The organism is Acrocarpospora macrocephala (genome assembly GCF_009687865.1).
In the GTDB taxonomy this organism is placed as follows: Bacteria; Actinomycetota; Actinomycetes; order Streptosporangiales; family Streptosporangiaceae; genus Acrocarpospora; species Acrocarpospora macrocephala.
Map to the genome: position 1 here is coordinate 1 of NZ_BLAE01000025.1, position 16913 is coordinate 16913.

The window sequence follows — 16913 nt, forward strand, 5'->3', positions numbered from 1 at the left end:
CCTTGATTTGTTTCCGGGGCTGCGCCCCGCCCCCCGGGGGTTGCCCGCTCCGGGGGCTCCGCCCCGCCCTTCGGCCAGCGCAAACCCGGACACCACATCCGTAAGGACCACCCACCCCCAGGGCTCCGCCCCGCCCTTCGGCCAGCGCAAACGCGGACACCCATCCGTGAGGACCACCCACCCCGAAGGCTCCGCCCCGCCCTTTGGCCAGCGCAAACGCGTTCGACACGTCCGTGGCTGCGATCAGGCTTTGTCTTCAAGGGACCGGTGCGAAGTACACGGCGGGGTGCCCGGAGCACCGCTGCCGCTGGATGTCGTGAGACCGGCGACTGCGTACCTTCGCCCGCGACGCTAACTCGGTAAGAACTACCGATTCGCCCATGGCCCGCAGACGCGACTCTCTTTACAGAAGGACACAAACCAAGCGACCCGCCATTGATGGGGATCCACCCTCACCGACGGCGTGAGCGTGTGTCGCCACGAGCCTTTCCGGCCTCGCGCGGGCGACCGCGACCAAGGTAGCCAAACTTTCAACTATCACGCACAGGAGATTCATCATGAACATTTCCATGTCCGCCAAGCGCGCGTTGGCGCTGTCGGTGGGGCTGCTTGCCCTTCCCCTGACGGTGCTCAGCGCCACCCCGGCGCACGCCACCACCGGGGTGTCACTCGCCGGTGGCGGCAAGCTCATCGTCAGCGCGAGCGACGTCGACAACGACGTCACCGTGAGTGTCGATGGCCGATTCATCGTCGTCAGGAACTCCAAGGACAACCTCACGGCGAACTCCGGCTGCGTGAAGCTCGACGCCAACACCGTGCGCTGCCCCGGTGAGGGAATCACCAACCTCCAGATCTCCACGGGGAACGGCAGCGACAGGGTCGCCAACGAGACGGCACTGCCGTCCAAGGTCTTCCTGAACGGAAGCGTCGACATCTTCTTCGGGGGCTCGGCCCGTGACACCGTCTTCGGGGACGACGGCACCGACTTCATCTTCGGCAACGGGGGCAGCGACATCCTCGTGGGCGGGGCCGGCAACGACAGCGCCAATGGCAATGACGGCACCGACTTCTGCTCGGCCGAGTCGGAGACCAACTGCGAGGGCGACGCGTAACTCTCAGGGCCATCCCACGGCGGGATGGCCCTTTTCCGAAAATCGGTTCGCCTTCCGGGCGTGTCGCTGGCCAGCCCCTTCCGCCAAGGCACGCTCCTGGGAGGAGGACACCATGCAAACGGCATGACCTGCTCCTCGTGTCGTCGTACGCCCGGCTTCGGCTCTCCTGATCGCGCCATTCTTTCCGCTTGAGATCCCCTTGCTAGCCGAGGAAGGCCACGGCCGTGCTGTCCAGAAACATCGGCATCCTCGCCCACGTCGACGCCGGTACGACCACCGTCGCCGAACGATCCCTCTACGCCACCGGCACCACGTACAAACAGGGCGAAGTCCACGACGGCACCACCATCACCGACTTCGACCCGCAGGAACACGACCGCGGCATCGCGATCTTCGCTCACAGGACGACAGCAACGGCGCAGTGGTTCTCACCAACCCATGGGCCGGAGGCGAGGCCACCCCGTGATCAGCGGCCACGCCTCAGAACCTAGCCCGCCATCGACTGCCGACCGGCCCCAAGTCCAAGGCCGACCGGTAACTGCCGGTCAGAACGGATAGCCGGCGATGTCGCCCTGCATGGTCAGCCACTGGGTGTGGGTGAAGGCGTCGGCGTTGGCGTGGACGCCGCCGAAGCGGGAGCCGGTGCCGGAGGCGGCGACGCCGCCGAAGGGGGCCACGGCTTCGTCGTCTACGGTTTGGTCGTTGATGTGGACGATGCCGGAGGGGATGCGTTCGGCCAGGTCGACGGCCTTCATGACGTCGCGGCTGAGGATGCCGAGGGACAGGCCGTACTCGCTGTTGCCGGCTAGGGCGGCGGCTTCGTCGGGGGTGCTGAAGGGCATGATGGGGGCGACCGGGCCGAAGACCTCGTTGGCGTAGGCGGGGCTGTCGGTGGTGACTCCGGTGAGGACGGTCGGGCGGTAGAAGAGGCCCTCGTAGGTGCCGCCGGCGGCCAGGCGGGCGCCGGCGTCGACGCTGCCGGTGACCAGGGCGTGGACCTTGTCGCGCTGGCCGGCGGAGATCAGCGGGCCGAGGGCGACGCGCTCGGTGGCCGGGTCGCCGACCGGGAGGTGGTCGGCCTTCTCGGCGAGGCGGGCCACGTACTCGTCGGCGATCGAGGCGTGCACGAGGTGGCGGCCGGTGGTCATGCAGATCTGGCCCTGGTGCAGGAAGGAACCCCAGGCTCCGGCGGAGGCGGCCAGGTCCAGGTCGGCGTCCTCCAGCACGATCAGCGCCGAGTTGCCGCCCAGTTCCAGGTGGGCGCGCTTGAGCAGGCGTCCGCAGGCTTCGCCGACCTTGCGTCCGGCGGCGGTGGAGCCGGTGAACGAGATCACCGGCACGTCGGGGTGAGCGACCAGGGCTTCGCCCGCTTCGGGTCCGCCGGGCAGGACGTGCAGCAGGCCTGCCGGGAGTCCCGCCTCCTCGAAGACCCGGGCGATGGCGACGCCGCCGCAGACGGCGGTGCGCGGATCGGGTTTGAGTACGACGGCGTTGCCGAGCGCGAGCGCGGGGGCGACCGAGCGGGTGCCGAGGATGAGCGGGAAGTTGAACGGAGCGATCACGCCGACCACGCCGACCGGGATGCGCCGGGCCAGGCTCATCCGGCGTTTGGCGGTCGGGATGATCTCGCCGATCGGGGCCGAGGCGAGCGCGGCGGCCTCGTAGCACTCCTGCGAGGCGACATGGGTTTCCACACCCGCCTTGGGCGGGATCGACCCGGCCTCCCGGATGATCCAATGGTGGATGTCCTCGGCGTGCTGCTCGAACAGGTGGCCCGCCCGGCGGAGCACGGCGGCGCGCTCCTCGAAGTTGGTGGCCGCCCACTCTCGCTGCGCGGCCTTGGCCACGGCCACGGCCGCCGCGATGTCCTCGGCGTCCGCGATGCCGGTCCGGCCGATCTCGTGGCCGGTGGCGGGCTCGACGACGGCCGCGTCACCCGCGCGGGAGTTCGCCCAGCCACCGCTGAAAACTTGGCCGGTCCAGATCTTGGGGTCCATGAGCGACATGTGATCCTCCACAGGGTCAGGGGTGGAATTCGGTGTCGGGAACCACGGCCACGTCGAGCAGCAGGGGCTCCTCCCGAGAGTGCAGCGTGGGCACGATCTCGTCCAGCGCCGCCACCAGCGCGTCGTAGCCGGTCACCCGGCGCGCCTGGCAGCCAAAGGACTTGGCCAGACCGGCAAGGCTGACCTCGTCGAACGGGACCCAGGGCGCTTTGCCCCGCCCGCTGCGTTCGGCCAGCCGGTCCAGCACGGCGTACCTGCCGTTGGCGAGAACGACAAAGAGCGCGCCGACCCGGTAGTGGGCGGCGCTCCACAATGCCTGGATGCCGTAAATGGCGGACCCATCGCCGACAACCGCGACGATCGGCCGGTCCGGGAGCGCCATCCGCAGGCCGACAGCCGCCGGAAGGGCGAATCCAAGCCCGCCCATCGCCGCCGACAGGAAGCCCAGCGGTCGGCGCGCGGGCAGCAAACGATGCAGGTCAGGCCGCGACGAAGGGGTCTCCTCGACCACGATCGTCTCGGGCGGCAGCCGTTTCGCCAACTCCCGGAGCACATGCGAGGCCCGCAACGGCACAGGAGACAAACCATCCAAAGCCGCATCCGACACACTCGGCCCACTTGAACCGACTGCGACGGATGTGCGCCCTTCCATGGCCATGGACGTGCGCGATGCCCGGGATATATCCGACGTGCCCGAGTCGGCCGCACCTCGCCCGCTTGAGTCGACCGCAGCGGATGTGCGCCCTTCCCCAGCCATGGACGAGGACGATGCCTGGGACATATCCAACGTGCCCAAGTCGGTCACACCCGGCCCACTTGAGTCGACCGCTACAGATGCGCGCGCTTCCCCGGCCATGGAGGTGGACGATGCTAGGGACATATCCGAAGTACCCGAGTCGGCCGCACCCCGCCCGCTTGAGTCGACCGCAGCGAATGTGCACCCTTCCCCAGCCATGGACGTGCGCGAGCCCTGGAACATGTCCGAAATTTCGGTAGATGCGGGTCGTACCAGAGCAGTGAGGCGGGCGCAGGCGCGGGCGGGGTCGGCGAGGAGAGCGAAGGCGGCGGGGCTTCGGTGGGCCTCGGCGGGGTCGTCGGTGATGATCGCGACTTTGGTGCCCGGTTCGACCAGCGGACCCGGTTCGTACGGATACTGCCGGAACACCGGAGCCCCCACCGCCAGCACGACATCATGCGCCGAGAGCGCGACCCGCAACCGCGTACGATCAGCGGGCAGAATCCCCGCGAACCGGGGATGATCCTGCGGAAACCCGGCCCGAGCCCCAAAGGACTCCTGCCAGACCGGACACCCCAGCAACTCGGCCAATCCCACCAAACCATCCCACGCGGCCTCCGAATCGGCCCCCGCACCGACCACGAGCACCGGCGACACGGCCTCGGCCAGCAACGTCACGAGCGGGACGAGATCATCGTCATCCACCCCGCTTCCCCGCACCAGCACCGCGGGCGCCGCCGGCGGAAGCTCATCGGCGGGCGCGTCCCAGTCGTCCATCGGCACGATGACCAGCGCGGGACCCCGCCCGGTCACGGCCTCATGCCGGGCCCGCGCGATCGCCCCAGGAACGTCCTGCGCCCGCACCGGCTGATTCGTCCAGACCGGATAGTCCCCGGCCAGCCCCTCCAGCCGCCCGGTCAGGAACGGCTCCAACGCCAGATGCCGCCGATCCTGCTGCCCGACCACGACCACGAGCGGCGCCCGGTTCACCCGCGCGGTCGCCAGTGCCCCGACCGCGTTCCCCAGCCCTGCCGTCGTGTGCAGCAACACCAGTGCCGGAGCCTCGTGCGCGATCGCCCAGCCGGTGGCCATCCCGACCACGGACCCCTCATGCAACGCCAGCACGAACCGGAGATCATCCGGCCACCCGCCCAGCAGCGGCACCTCGGTCGACCCCGGATTGGCGAACACCGTGGTCAGCCCGGTCCGCCGCAGCACCTCGAACGTCGCCTCGCGAACCGTGGTCATCGCGCCCCCTTCGCCCGCTGGATCTGCGCGTACACATGCCCGCGCAGGTCCGCGAACCGGGGCAGCGCCCGGGTGGTCAGCTGATCCCGCTCGGCCGGTAGGTCGATCTTGAGATCCTCCAGCACCACGGTCGGCGACGAGGACAGCACCACCACCCGCTGCCCCAGATAGACGGCCTCATCGATGTCATGCGTCACGAACAAGGTGGTCGTGCCCAGCCGCTGCCACAGCGCCAGGATCAGATCCTCCAGTTCCGCCCTGGTCTGCGCGTCCACGGCCGCGAACGGCTCATCCATGAGCAGCACCTGCGGCTCGTACGCGATGGCCCGCGCGATCGCCACCCGCTGCTGCATGCCACCGGACAGCTGCCACGGATACGCCCCCGGCACATCGCCCAAACCCACCGCCGCCAGCGAATCGAAGACCAGCCGCTCCCGGAAAATCCGGGCAATCCGGCGCTCCTTCAGCGGCAACTCGACGTTCTCCCGCACGGTCAGCCACGGAAACAGACTCCGCCCGTACTCCTGGAAGACGACCGCCATGTTCGGCGGCGGCCCGCTGACGCGCTCGCCCGCCACGGACACCGTGCCCGCGGTGGCGGGCAGCAGCCCGGCGACGCAGCGCAGCAGCGTAGTTTTGCCGCAGCCGGACGGCCCGACCACGCAGACCAGCTCACCCCGGTCCAGCGAGAACGTGAGATCCCTGACCGCCTCCCGGCCGCCGTACTCCTTCTTCAAACCGGTGATTTCAAGCACGGTTGCTCCAATGCCAGAACAGGATCCGGCGTTCGAGCCACCGGAAGGCCGTGGACAGCGCGAAGCCCAGCAGGCCGAGGAGGAGGATGCCGCTCCACATCTCGGCGATCTGGAAGCCGCGCTGGAACAGCACGATCGTGAAGCCCAGCCCGCTGCTGCTGGCGAACATCTCGCTGATGACCATGAGGATGATGCCGACCGAGAGAGACTGCCGGAGCCCGGCCATGATCTGCGGGCTGGCGCCCCGCAGGATCAGGTGCCAGCGGGAGATGCCATACATCCGGCACGTGTCGGCCAGCACCTCGTCCAGAGCGCGTACGCCCTCGACGGTGTTGAGCAGGATCGGCCACACGCACCCGGACACGATGACCAGCACCTTCATGGTGTCGTCGATACCGACCAGCAGCATGATCAGCGGGACCAGCACGGGCGGCGGGATCGCCCGGAAGAACTCCAGCACCGGCTCCGCCGTGGCCCGCAGCCGTGTGGACAGCCCGATCGGCACGCCGAGCCCGACCCCGATGACGGTGGCCACCACGTATCCGGCCGCCAGCCGCCCGACGCTCGGCAGCGCGTCGTCGAGCAGGCGCTGCCCGAACCAGGTGTCGGCGAAGGCCTGGGCGACCCGGAGCGGATCCGGCACGTAGAAGTTGTCCGCCACCGCGCTGTACGCCCACCAGGCGAGCACCAGCAGCACGGGCAGCCCGAACACCCGCACGATCCCTCTCACCGCGTCGCTCCCCGCACCGAGGGATGCCAGGCCAGAACTCGCCGCTCCAGCATCCGGACGCCGGCGTTCACCGCGATCCCGATCAGGCCGGTCAGCACTACCAGCGCGTACACGGTCGGCACCGCGCCGCCGCTCTGCGCGGTCTGGATCTCCAGCCCGAGCCCGGGACTGCCGATCACCAGCTCCGCCGTGATCGCCAGGATGAAGGCCACCGCCGCCGCCAGCCGCAACCCCGTCATGATGTACGGCAACGCGGTCGGCCACACCAGGTGCCGGATGACGGACCACCGGCCCAGGCCGTACGAGCGGGCGGTGTCCCTGGCCACGGTGTCCACGTCGGCGACGCCGTACAGGACCTGGATGAGGACCTGCCAGAAGGCCGCGTACACGACCAGCAGCAGGGTGGAGCCGAGGGACGCGCCGAACAGCAGGGTGGCCAGCGGGATCAGCGCCACCGAGGGGATCGGCCGCAGGAACTCGATGGTCGAGTTGGACGCGGCCCGCAGCCCGGGGATCAGGTCGATGACCACGCCCACCGCGACCGCGGCCACGAACGCGACGCCCAGACCGAGCGCCCAGCCGCGCAGGGTCTCGGCCAGCGCGATCCACAGCTCGGGCGTGGCCAGCAGCCCGCCGAGTTCGGCCAGGATCTCCGAGGCGGGCGGCAGGAACCGGGCGTCCACCAGGCCGAGCCGGGGCACCGCCTCCAGCACGGCCAGCAGCGCGGCCAGACCGGCCGCGCCATAGGCGGCGCCGGAGATCGTTCTGCTCACGGCAGGAGCGCCGCGATGTCGGCCTTGTTCTTGAGCACGCCGTCGCCGAGGGCCGCGTCCGCGATGGCCTGGACGGAGTCGCGGTTGACCTGCGCGGGCCACTTGGGCAGCGTGATCTGGGCGATCACCTCGGGGGCGATCTTCGTATAGCTCTTGAGGATCTCCCTGGCCTCCTCGGGGTGGGCCTGCGCGTAGTCCAGCGACTCGTTCATCGCGGCGGTGAAGCGCTTGACCAGGTCGGGGTCGGTGTCAGCGCCGGTGAAGTACATGGCCACGGTCAGGTCGGGAGTGGCTTCGGCGTAGTTCCAGGCGACCGCGCGGGCGCCCTGCGAGATGGCCTGGCTGACGAACGGCTCGACCACCCAGATGGCGTCGACCCGCCCGTTCTGCAGCGCGGCGGGGGCGTCGGGGAAGGCCAGCTCGACGAACTCGATCGTGGCGGGGTCGGCGCCGGCCTTGCGGACGACGGCCCGGATCGTGGTGTCGCCGATGTTCTTGAGCTGGTTCACCGAGACGGTCTTGCCCGGCAGGTCGGCGGCGGACTGGATCGGGCTGTCGCCCTTGACCAGGACGGCGCTGAAGTCCTTGCCCGTCTCGCCGGTGGAGTTCACCCCGTTGGCCACGACCTTGAGCGGCAGGCCCTGCTCGCGCGCGGTGAGCAGCGAGGTGGTGTTGGCGAACGCGAACTGGAACTGGCCGCTGACCACGCCGGAGATGCTGGCCGCGCCGCCCTGCACGGCGGTGATGGCCAGGTCGATGTTCTGCTTGTCGAAGAAGCCCTTGGCCTTGCCGAGGTGGATGGGCGCGGTGTCCACGATCGCGATCACACCGGCGTTGACCTTGTCTTTTCCGCCTTCCTGAGCGGCGGGCGCGGGATCGGTGGATCCGCAGGCGCCGACGAGGAGCAGGGCGGCGAGAAGGAGGGGACGTCGCATGGGTTCACTCCAATGTTCGTAATACGAACGAGAGTTCTCTTAGAGAACGTAGGCCTCAGGGCTTACACCGTCAACGACAAGCCTCCTGTTGCGTTCGCATTATGAACATGTGTCCGATATTGGGGTGAGATGGAGGCGCTAGAGTTGCGGCATCATGGCTGAGGAGTACGTCCAGTCGCTGGCCCGCGGCCTGGCGGTGATCCGCGCGTTCGACGCGGTCACGCCCGAGCTGACGCTGAGCGACGTCGCGCGCAAGACCGACCTCACCCGCGCCGCGGCGCGCCGATTCCTGCTCACCCTCGTCGACCTGGGCTATGTCAGGACCGACGGCCGGCTGTTCTCGCTCTCGCCGCGCGTGCTCGAACTCGGGTACGCGTACCTGTCCAGCCTGTCGCTGCCCGAGGTGGCGCTGCCGCACCTGGAACGCCTGGTCGCCGAGGTGCACGAGTCGGCCTCGGTGTCGGTGCTGGACGAGGCCGACGTGGTCTACGTGGCGCGGGTGCCGACCACCCGGATCATGCGGGTGACCATCGCGATCGGCACCCGGTTCCCGGCGCACTGCACGTCCATGGGGCGGGTCCTGCTGGCCGGACTGTCCCCCGCCGAGCTGGACGCGTTCCTCGCGGGCAACCCGCTGGAGCGGCTCACCCCGCGCACGGTCACCTCGCCGGTCGCGCTCCGGAGCGAGCTGGACCGGGTGCGCGCGCAGGGCTGGGCGATGGTCGACCAGGAGCTGGAGGAGGGCCTGCGCTCGATCGCCGCGCCGATCAGGAACCGGGCCGGGCGCACGATAGCCGCGGTCAACCTGTCCTCGCACGCCAGCCGGACCACGCTGGAGTCGGCCCGCCGGGACCTGCTGCCGCCGCTGCTGGCCACCGCGGCCAGGATCGAAGCCGACCTGCACGCGGCCGCGAGCCGGGAAGCCACGCCCTGACCGGTGACAACGTTGTCAGCTAGGATCGGGGCGTGGGACGGCCGACGATGAACGACGTGGCCGCGGCAGCGGGCGTCGCGCTGAAGACGGTCTCGCGCGTGGTCAACGACGAGCCGGGCGTCAATCCGGCCACCGCCGACCGGGTCAGAGCCGCCATCGAACGGCTCGGCTACCGCCGCAACGACAGCGCCGCGACCCTGCGCAGCGGCAGGACGGCCAGCATCGGCCTGGTCATCGAGGACGCCGCCGACCCGTTCTACTCCGGGCTCAGCCGGGCCGTCGAGGATGTCGCGCTCCGGCACGGCTACCTGATGTTCACGGGTTCCTCCAGCGAGGATCCGGCCAGGGAACGCGAACTGGTGCTGGCCTTCTGCGCCCGCCGGGTGGACGGCCTGGTGATCGTCCCGGCCGGAAACGACCACGAGTACCTGACCCCCGAACTGGACGCGGGCATCTCCGCCGTCTTCGCCGACCGCCCGTCCGGTTCCGGCCGCGACCTGGACACCGTGCTCTGCGACAACGCGGGCGGCGCCCGCTCCGGCGTGGCCCACCTGATCGCGCACGGCCACCGCCGGATCGGCTTCATCGCCGACGCGCCGTCCATCTTCACCGCCACCCAGCGCTGGTACGGCTACCGCGAGGCCCTCACCCAGGCAGAACTCCCCTACGACCCGGCCCTGATCGCGATGGGCCCACCGGAACCCACCCGAGTCCTGGCCGACGTGGAACGCCTGCTCGCCCTGCCCGACCCGCCAACCGCCCTGTTCACCGGCAACGGCAGGACGACCGTGGCCACCCTGCGCGCCCTGAACCGGCCGATCGCGCTGGTCGGCTTCGACGACTTCGACCTGGCCGACCTGCTGGGCATCACGGTGGTCGCGCAGAACCCGGCCGGCCTCGGCAAGGCCGCCGCCGACCTGCTGTTCAGCCGCCTGTCCGGCAACCGGGATCCCGCCCAGCGGCGCGAACTACCGACCCAGCTGATCGCGCGCGGCTCCGGGGAGGGCGTCTTCCGCCTGTTCTAGAGGTGCTTGCGCAAGGCGATCGCGGAGAGCAGGACGGCCACCCCGGACAGGGCGATCGCGGGCGCGGGCCCGGTCAGCTCGGCCATGCCTCCGGCGATCACGCCGCCCAGCGCCTGGCAGGTCATCATCCCCGATTGGGACAGGCCGAACGCCTGCCCGAGCGTCTCCCCTGGCACCGCCTCGACGAACCTGCGCTGCAACCCCAGGTTGTAGGAGAGCGCGCTCCCGGCCAGGAACGCGAGCCCGGCCGCCGCGAGGGGACCCGGCTCGACCAGGAACCCGAGCAGCGGCAGGCCGAGCAGCACGACCAGCGGCAACGTCAGCCGTTCGCGCAGCGCGGGCGGCGCGAACCGGCCGACCACGAACTCCCCGACGCCCATTCCGGCCGCGGTCACGGCCAGCACGATCCCGGCCGCCGACGCCGTCCCCCGCTCGGTGAAGTACGGAATGAACACCGCCTCCGCCCCCACCATGAACATGATCGGCACCCAGCCGGCCAGCATCAGCCCGCGCACCCGGCGATCGGCGAGCAGGGCCACGTTCACCCGCAGGCTGGCGCGGACCACGCCGGCCGTGGCGGCCACCGCGCGGGCGGCGCGGTCCCGCAGCCCGAACCTGAGCACCAGCGCGCCGCAACTGGACAGGCTCGCGGTGAGCAGCAGCGCGTGATTCGGCCCGATCAGGGCGAGCACGCCACCGCCGACCGCCATCCCGGCGATCTGGGCGCCCGCCGCCGTCATCGTGAAGATCGCACGCCCCAGCACGAAGCCGTCCCCCGCCAGGATGTCGGGCAGGATCGCGTTGCGGGCCGCCGCGAAGATCGACGCGGGCACGCTGGTCACCAGGACCACCGCCAACATTGCCCACACCGAAAGCCCGGCGAACGCCAGCACCAGGCACACGGCGACCCGCAAGATTTCGCCCGCCACGATCACCGGCCGCGGCCGCAGCCGATCGGCCAGCGAGAGCAGGAAGACCCCACCGACCGCGTGCGGCAAGAACCCAATCATGTACGCGGCCGCCGACAACCCGGCGGACTCCGTCTGCGTGTAGACCAGGACGGACACGGCGAGCATCTTCACCGACTCGCCCAGAACCATCAGCAACTGCCCGGCGAACAACACCCGGAACTCAGCCACCGAAAACACTTCACGAAATGTCGCCGCACGTTCCGGGATGGACTCAAGCCCGACCGCCCCGGCGGGCGCATTCTCCACCGGTTCGGAGTCCCCTGAAGCCGACGAAGAACCGTCTGCCATGACACCTCCCGCATCAGATGCTCGGGAGGCCCCACCCTCTTTCGCTAATATTTCGGAAATATCCGAAAGGTGTGGGTAGATGATCCGGATCGAGGTGAGCCCGCAGGACATCGCCGCGAGCCGGTTCGCGATCTCGCCGGTGGTGGAGACAATGCACGCGCTCTGGGTGGTGTCGGGACGGCAGCCCGCCGGGCCGCTGCGGTCCTGGGTGGAACGGGCGCGAGAGCAGTACAGGCCCTTGGTGGCGGCCAATCCCGAGCTGCGGGCCTTGCACGCGCTGATGCGGGCCGGGGGCTACAACGCCGACTTCGTCGCGCCGCCACCCTCCGGGGTGAACGTGCGGTTCGAAGCCGAGATCGAGCGCATCAGGGCGACACCGCTCGCCCAGGCGCGGGCCGAGATCGCCAGGAACCTGGACGGCGTGGCCCGCCCGCCGGACGCGGTGATGGCCATCCTGAACGGGCCTGGCGTGGTGAACGCGCTCGCCGACGCCCTGGAACTGGCCTGGCGCTCGGTCCTCGCCCCGGACTGGCCGCGCTTCCACGCCATCCTGGAACGCGACGTGGTGCAGCGGGCCGGACGGCTGGCCACCTACGGCTGGGCGGCCGCGCTCGACGACCTGAACCCCAGCATCGGCTGGCGCGACGACGCCATCGAGATCCGCCACCGGGGCGACCCCGAGCACTACCGCCTCAACGGCCGCGGCCTGCTCTTCATCCCGAGCGCGTTCTCCCCCAAGGTGATCCCTTACCTGGAGGATTCCTGGCCCTACGCGGTGGTCTATCCGGCCCGGGGCACCGCCGTCCCCGCCCACACCGGCGGCACCACCGCCCTGACCCGCCTGATCGGCCGCTCCCGGGCGCGCATCCTGCTGGAACTGGCGACCCCGGCCACCACCTCCCAACTCTGCGCCCGCCTGACGCTCAGCCTCGGCGCCACCGGCGACCACATCTCCGCCCTCCGCGCGGCCGGCCTGATCACCGGCACCCGCACCGGCCGCACCGTCCGTTACCACCGCACTCAACTCGGCGACGCGCTCACCATCGGCGCCGCGCATTAGCATGTGTCCGCTTTCGCGACTCCCGCCGAACCCGGCCAACCGCTACGGGAGCGCGAGCGCAGAGTGATCCGGCAGGGGCGGACCATGCTGCTCGGCCATGAAGAGATCCATCGGGTCGACCAGGTCGACCCGCACACCTACACCGTGCTCGTCCAGGGGCCCGCCGCGCGAGGGTTCAGCACCTGTTACGACTTGGTCAGCGGAACCAGCAGGCAGGTTTACGACCTGCGGAGCAGGCTCCCCGGCACGCTGGCGCACCTGTCCATGAGCCGGCTGCAGCCGGTACGGAGCTCCAGCCGGGTCAGCCCTTGAGGGCGCCCGCCATCAGGCCGCGCATGAAGAACCGGCCGAGCAGCACGTAGATGATCATGGTGGGGATGGAGGCGAGGATCGCGGCGGCCATCTGCTGGCTGTAGGGGACGGTCTGGGCGCCCGCGATGTTGTTGAGCATCACCGTGGTGGGCCAGGAGCTCGGGCCGGTCAGGAAGATCGCGAACAGGAAGTCGTTCCACATCGAGGTGAACTGCCAGATGATCACGACCGCGAAGGCGGGACCCGAGACCGGCAGCACGATCGAGGCGAAGGTCCGCAGCATGCCCGCGCCGTCCACCCGGGACGCCTCGATGAGCTCGTCCGGGATGGTCACGTAGTAGTTGCGGAAGATCAGCGTGCAGATCGGGATGCCGTACACGACATGGGCCAGGACCAGGCCGGGGATGCCGCCGTACACGCCGAGGTTCACCATGAGCTGGACCAGCGGGATCATCACCCCCTGGTACGGGACGAACATGCCGAACAGGAACAGCGTGAACACGAGTTCCGAACCGGGGAAGCGCCACTTCGACAGGACGTAGCCATTCATCGCGCCCAGCGCGGCCGAGATGAGCGAGCCGGGCACGGCCAGCAGGAAGCTGTTGACGATGCCGGGCTGCAACTTCTCCCAGGCCACCCCCCACGCCTCGGTCGTCCAGACCCGCGGCAGGTTCCAGGCCTGGCTCGGGTCGGCCTCCGACAGGGGCTTGAAGCTGGTCACCAGCAGCACGTACACGGGCAGCAGGAAGAGCAGCACGAAAAGCAGAAGCAGTGCGAAACGCACATGCTTGGTGGTCACGTTCGATCTCCCCGGCGGGCGTTCCAGATCAGGTACGGCACGACGAACACGCACACCGACAGCACGATGTAGGCCGCGATAGTGGCCCCCTTGGCCGGATCGTGCGAGTCGAAGACGGCGGTCCACATGAAGATCGCGGGCACGTCCGTGATGATCTGCTTGCCGGACACGGCCACGATGAGGTCGAACACCTTCAAGCTGATATGCCCGAGAATGATCAGCGCCGCCAGCGTCACCGGCCGCAGGAACGGCAGCACGATGTGGCGGTAGACCTGCCACTCGGTGCACCCGTCCACCCGCGCCGACTCGCGCAGCTCCTCCGGCACCCCCCGGAACCCCGCCAGAAACAAAGCCATGACATATCCGGACATCTGCCAGACGGCGGGGAGGGCCATGGCGGCCATTCCCCAGTCCTGGTCGCGGAACCAGCCCCACTGCAGGAAATCCAGCCCCAGATAGCCGAACAGGCCGTTCAGTCCGACCGCGCGCTCGCCGGTGCCGCTGTTCAGCAGCCAGCGCCAGACCACGCCGGTGGCGATGAACGAGACGGCCATCGGGAACAGGTAGATCGCCCGGAACCCGCCCTCGCCCCTGATCCCCTTCTCCATCAGGAACGCCAGGAACCAGCCGAGCACCAGCGCCCCGGCCACGAAGACGACCGTGAAGACGATGGCGTGCCGGACCGAGAGGCCCCAGCGTTCCTCGGACCAGATGCCGGTGAAGTTCTCCAGGCCGACGAAACTCCCGGCGGAGATCTCGTCGTGCTGGTCGGTCAGGGCGACCTTGAAGTTCCAGCCCAGCATGCCGTACACGAAAACCGCGATGGCGATGATCGACGGTGACACCAGCAGCAAGCCGGGCAGCCACCTGCGGACCCTCGTCACATTCATCCTTTCCGTGGGGGTACGGCACCCGCCGTACCCCCAGGTGTCAGATCACTGGCCGCTGTTCTTGGCGGCGTCGGCGAGGGACTGCTGGAACTTGGCGACGTCGGAATCCTGCTGGAACAGGCCGACCGCGTCGTTGATCGCGGCGCGCCAGGCGTCGTTGGCGACCACGCCGTGCTGGATCGAACCGGCCAGCTTGTTGCTCGCCCACTGGGCCAGGTCCCACTCCAGGTAGTCCTTGTAGAGGGACTTGTCGGCGTCCTTCCGGGCCGGGATGGAGCCCTTCAGCGGGTTGAACGCGTCCTGGCCCTCCTTGCCGGCCGCCACCTTCAGCCACGCCACCGCGCCGTCGCGGTTCGGCGCGCCCTTGGGCAGGGTGAAGCTGTCCGACAGCCACATGAAGGTGCCGTCGGTGCCGGGCGCGGGGGCCCAGTCGAAGTCGGTCTTGGAGACCTTGCCGAGGCCGCCGTCCGGCGGGTTGTGGAAGTAGCCGTAGGCCCAGTCGCCCATGATGTTGAAGGCGGCCTGGCCGTCCGCGACCTGCTTGGCGGCGGGCTGCCAGTCCTCCACGGGGGTGCCCGCGTAGGACAGGATGGTCTTGAAGTCGGTCAGCGCCTTGGTCACGTTCGCGCCGGACCAGTCGGCCTGGGCGCTCCACAGCTGGTTGTAGGCGTCGGTCCCGAGCGAGCCGAGCAGCACGCTCTCCAGCAGGTGCACCACGGTCCACTGCGAGCCGATGGACAGCGGGATCTTCCCTGCCGCCTTGACCTTCTCCAGGTCGGCGATGAACGCGGGGATCGTGGCCGGCGGGCTGGTGATCCCGGCCTCCTGGAGCACCGACGGGTTGAACCAGAGCACGTTGGAGCGGTGGATGTTCACCGGCACCGAGTAGATCTGGCCCTGCACCGAGATCTGGTCGATCAGCTGCTGCGGGAAGACGTCCTTCAGCTTGAGCTCGTCGTAGAGGAAGTTCAGCGACTCCAGCTTGCCCGCCTTGATGTAGCCCTGCAGCTCGGCTCCGGCGTGGCCCTGGAAGGTGTCCGGGGGCTGGTTGGCGTTGAGCTTGCTGGCCAGCAGGGCGCGGGCCTGGTCGCCCGAGCCGCCCGCCACGGCCGCGTCCACGAACTGCTGGCCGGGGTTCTCCCGCTCGAAGATGGCCCGCATCGCCTTGAGGCCGTCCGCCTCACCGGGGCCCGTCCACCAGGAGAAGACCTCGACCTTGGCGTCCGGGGTGCCCCCACCGCCGGTCCCGGCGCTCTCCCCGCTCCCGCAGGCGGTCAAGGTCAGCAGTCCGGTCAAGGAAACCGCGAGGGCCGCCATCCACCGTCGTCTCATCGCAACATCCTTTCGGGGTAGTGAAACGGTCATGTCATCCCCGACTGACAACGTTGTCAAGACGCCAATCAACCCACCCTTCACCATCCCGCGTCAAGGTATGTGCGGATAACGTCTCTATATAGAGCGCTCTCCGACCCGGCGCATCACGCGGCATTCGCGCTCGTCCACCAGGGCGGTGACCGTCACCCCGAAATCGTCCAGGGCGCCGGGCAGTTCCACCGAGGCCAGGCCGGGGCGGGCCACCACCAGCGCGCCCCGGCTGAAGGCGAGGCTGGCCAGCAGCGCGAGCTCGGCGTCGGGACCGGGCGGCCAGGTGACCAGCACGACGTCGGAGCCGACCAGGCCGACGCCGTCGTCCAGCCGGTCCATCCCGTCCAGGAACGCCTCGTGGGTGAGCCGGTCCTCCTCAGTGAGCAGGACCGCGCCCGCGGTCGGGCAGATCCGGGGCAGCGGGACCGGTTCGAGGGCGAGCAGCGCGCCGAACTCGATCGTGTCCACCGCCGGGCCGAACGAGACCACCTGGCGCACCCGCGAATGATCGGCGGCCTCCACCGCGGCGGGCGCCAGCTTCTGGGTGGTGAACAGCAGCCGGGCGTCCCAGCGCAGCAGCGCCGCCGCGTCGGCCACGCAGAGCGGGAGCGCCACGCCGCCGGCCGCGATCACCGTGTGCAGCGCGGTCAGCTGGGTGGCCACCCCGTCCACCAGCACGCCCGCGACCTGGCCGACGCTGGCCCCGCGCCGTACCAGCCCGGCCGCCGCCCCGACGACCGTGCTGGCGAGCGCGCGGTAGCTGAGCACCGCGCCGTCGCCCAGATCGACCAGCGCCGGACGATCCCCCCGCTCGTGCGCGCCACCGAACACCGCCTGAGTGACCAGCGGCTGAGTCGTCGACTCCATGTTCAGGACGGTACGGCCCGACGACCGGTTCGCGGATCCGCATATGTATGTAGTCGCATGTGTAAGCCGTCTCTCCGCTCAGGCGGACCCGGGCCCTGCGCGACCCA

General features: G+C 69.7%; 17 protein-coding genes. 6 read left to right on the forward strand and 11 right to left on the reverse strand.

What is annotated here, in order from left to right:
• Positions 1-557 precede the first annotated feature (557 nt).
• On the forward strand, positions 558-1112 hold the full coding sequence (locus Amac_RS21910) for a calcium-binding protein (protein ID WP_155356262.1): 555 nt from the start codon (positions 558-560) through the stop codon (positions 1110-1112).
• Positions 1113-1336: 224 nt separating this feature from the next.
• Positions 1337-1603, forward strand: coding sequence for a GTP-binding protein (locus tag Amac_RS21915; RefSeq protein ID WP_218041218.1), 267 nt, complete (start codon positions 1337-1339; stop codon positions 1601-1603).
• A gap of 54 nt (positions 1604-1657) precedes the next feature.
• Here Amac_RS21915 and Amac_RS21920 read toward each other — a convergent pair whose 3' ends face one another.
• From Amac_RS21920 to Amac_RS21950, 6 genes are read right to left on the reverse strand one after another with little or no spacing between them, the layout of a single operon-like run.
• Positions 1658-3118, reverse strand: a complete 1461-nt coding sequence (locus Amac_RS21920) for a benzaldehyde dehydrogenase (RefSeq protein WP_155356263.1) — start codon at positions 3116-3118, stop codon at positions 1658-1660.
• A 16-nt stretch (positions 3119-3134) separates the two neighbouring features.
• A complete protein-coding gene (locus Amac_RS56310; protein ID WP_246268571.1) occupies positions 3135-5102 on the reverse strand; it encodes a thiamine pyrophosphate-dependent enzyme in 1968 nt (655 codons plus the stop codon).
• Positions 5099-5857 carry an ABC transporter ATP-binding protein gene (locus tag Amac_RS21935; protein WP_155356264.1) on the reverse strand — a complete coding sequence of 253 codons (759 nt, stop codon included), beginning with the start codon at positions 5855-5857 and terminating at the stop codon, positions 5099-5101. The genes Amac_RS56310 and Amac_RS21935 overlap by 4 nt, the downstream gene beginning before the upstream one ends.
• Positions 5850-6587: an ABC transporter permease gene (locus tag Amac_RS21940; RefSeq protein ID WP_155356265.1), complete on the reverse strand. Its 738-nt coding sequence runs from the start codon at positions 6585-6587 to the stop codon at positions 5850-5852. The genes Amac_RS21935 and Amac_RS21940 overlap by 8 nt, the downstream gene beginning before the upstream one ends.
• Entirely contained in the window at positions 6584-7360 is a 777-nt protein-coding gene (locus tag Amac_RS21945; RefSeq protein WP_218041219.1) for an ABC transporter permease, read from the reverse strand. Before Amac_RS21945 ends, Amac_RS21940 begins: the two co-directional genes overlap by 4 nt.
• Positions 7357-8295, reverse strand: a complete 939-nt coding sequence (locus Amac_RS21950; RefSeq protein ID WP_155356266.1) for an ABC transporter substrate-binding protein — start codon at positions 8293-8295, stop codon at positions 7357-7359. The genes Amac_RS21945 and Amac_RS21950 overlap by 4 nt, the downstream gene beginning before the upstream one ends.
• A 154-nt stretch (positions 8296-8449) precedes the next feature.
• On the opposite strand from Amac_RS21950, the gene Amac_RS21955 reads away from it, so the two are divergent.
• Both Amac_RS21955 and Amac_RS21960 read left to right on the forward strand, forming a co-directional pair.
• The gene (locus Amac_RS21955) at positions 8450-9229 is read left to right on the forward strand and encodes an IclR family transcriptional regulator (RefSeq protein ID WP_155356267.1); all 780 of its coding nucleotides are present in this window, start codon (positions 8450-8452) and stop codon (positions 9227-9229) included.
• A 32-nt stretch (positions 9230-9261) separates the two neighbouring features.
• A complete protein-coding gene (locus tag Amac_RS21960) occupies positions 9262-10254 on the forward strand; it encodes a LacI family DNA-binding transcriptional regulator (protein WP_246268572.1) in 993 nt (330 codons plus the stop codon).
• Here the strand turns inward: Amac_RS21960 and Amac_RS21965 are convergent.
• Entirely contained in the window at positions 10251-11513 is a 1263-nt protein-coding gene (locus Amac_RS21965; RefSeq protein WP_155356268.1) for an MFS transporter, read from the reverse strand. The two genes, Amac_RS21960 and Amac_RS21965, sit on opposite strands and share 4 nt — an antisense overlap.
• A 79-nt stretch (positions 11514-11592) precedes the next feature.
• Between Amac_RS21965 and Amac_RS21970 the strand changes: the two genes are divergently transcribed.
• Together Amac_RS21970 and Amac_RS21975 are read left to right on the forward strand one after the other, a co-directional pair.
• The gene (locus Amac_RS21970; protein WP_218041220.1) at positions 11593-12573 is read left to right on the forward strand and encodes an ArsR/SmtB family transcription factor; all 981 of its coding nucleotides are present in this window, start codon (positions 11593-11595) and stop codon (positions 12571-12573) included.
• Between the two features lie 3 nt (positions 12574-12576).
• Positions 12577-12885, forward strand: coding sequence for a hypothetical protein (locus tag Amac_RS21975; protein ID WP_155356269.1), 309 nt, complete (start codon positions 12577-12579; stop codon positions 12883-12885).
• Here Amac_RS21975 and Amac_RS21980 read toward each other — a convergent pair.
• From Amac_RS21980 to Amac_RS21995, 4 genes are all read right to left on the reverse strand, one after another.
• Entirely contained in the window at positions 12875-13684 is an 810-nt protein-coding gene (locus tag Amac_RS21980; protein ID WP_246268573.1) for a carbohydrate ABC transporter permease, read from the reverse strand. The genes Amac_RS21975 and Amac_RS21980 overlap by 11 nt on opposite strands.
• On the reverse strand, positions 13681-14574 hold the full coding sequence (locus tag Amac_RS21985; RefSeq protein ID WP_155356271.1) for an ABC transporter permease subunit: 894 nt from the start codon (positions 14572-14574) through the stop codon (positions 13681-13683). The genes Amac_RS21980 and Amac_RS21985 overlap by 4 nt, the downstream gene beginning before the upstream one ends.
• Positions 14575-14619: 45 nt before the next feature.
• Positions 14620-15906: an ABC transporter substrate-binding protein gene (locus Amac_RS21990; RefSeq protein ID WP_155356272.1), complete on the reverse strand. Its 1287-nt coding sequence runs from the start codon at positions 15904-15906 to the stop codon at positions 14620-14622.
• Positions 15907-16023: 117 nt separating this feature from the next.
• Positions 16024-16806 (reverse strand): AMP-binding protein, encoded by a 783-nt coding sequence (locus Amac_RS21995; protein WP_155356273.1) that lies wholly within the window; start codon positions 16804-16806, stop codon positions 16024-16026.
• Positions 16807-16913: the final 107 nt, after the last annotated feature.

Bases quoted from the DNA above. Each gene is read 5' to 3' on its own strand.
- Amac_RS21950 (WP_155356266.1), bottom strand. From the start codon at position 8,295: ATGCGACGTCCCCTCCTTCTCGCCGCCCTGCTCCTCGTCGGCGCCTGC.
- Amac_RS21965 (WP_155356268.1), bottom strand. From the start codon at position 11,513: ATGGCAGACGGTTCTTCGTCGGCTTCAGGGGACTCCGAACCGGTGGAG.
- Amac_RS21920 (WP_155356263.1), bottom strand. From the start codon at position 3,118: ATGTCGCTCATGGACCCCAAGATCTGGACCGGCCAAGTTTTCAGCGGT.
- Amac_RS56310 (WP_246268571.1), bottom strand. From the start codon at position 5,102: ATGACCACGGTTCGCGAGGCGACGTTCGAGGTGCTGCGGCGGACCGGG.
- Amac_RS21910 (WP_155356262.1), top strand. From the start codon at position 558: ATGAACATTTCCATGTCCGCCAAGCGCGCGTTGGCGCTGTCGGTGGGG.
- Amac_RS21995 (WP_155356273.1), bottom strand. From the start codon at position 16,806: ATGGAGTCGACGACTCAGCCGCTGGTCACTCAGGCGGTGTTCGGTGGC.
- Amac_RS21985 (WP_155356271.1), bottom strand. From the start codon at position 14,574: ATGAATGTGACGAGGGTCCGCAGGTGGCTGCCCGGCTTGCTGCTGGTG.
- Amac_RS21990 (WP_155356272.1), bottom strand. From the start codon at position 15,906: ATGAGACGACGGTGGATGGCGGCCCTCGCGGTTTCCTTGACCGGACTG.
- Amac_RS21955 (WP_155356267.1), top strand. From the start codon at position 8,450: ATGGCTGAGGAGTACGTCCAGTCGCTGGCCCGCGGCCTGGCGGTGATC.
- Amac_RS21970 (WP_218041220.1), top strand. From the start codon at position 11,593: ATGATCCGGATCGAGGTGAGCCCGCAGGACATCGCCGCGAGCCGGTTC.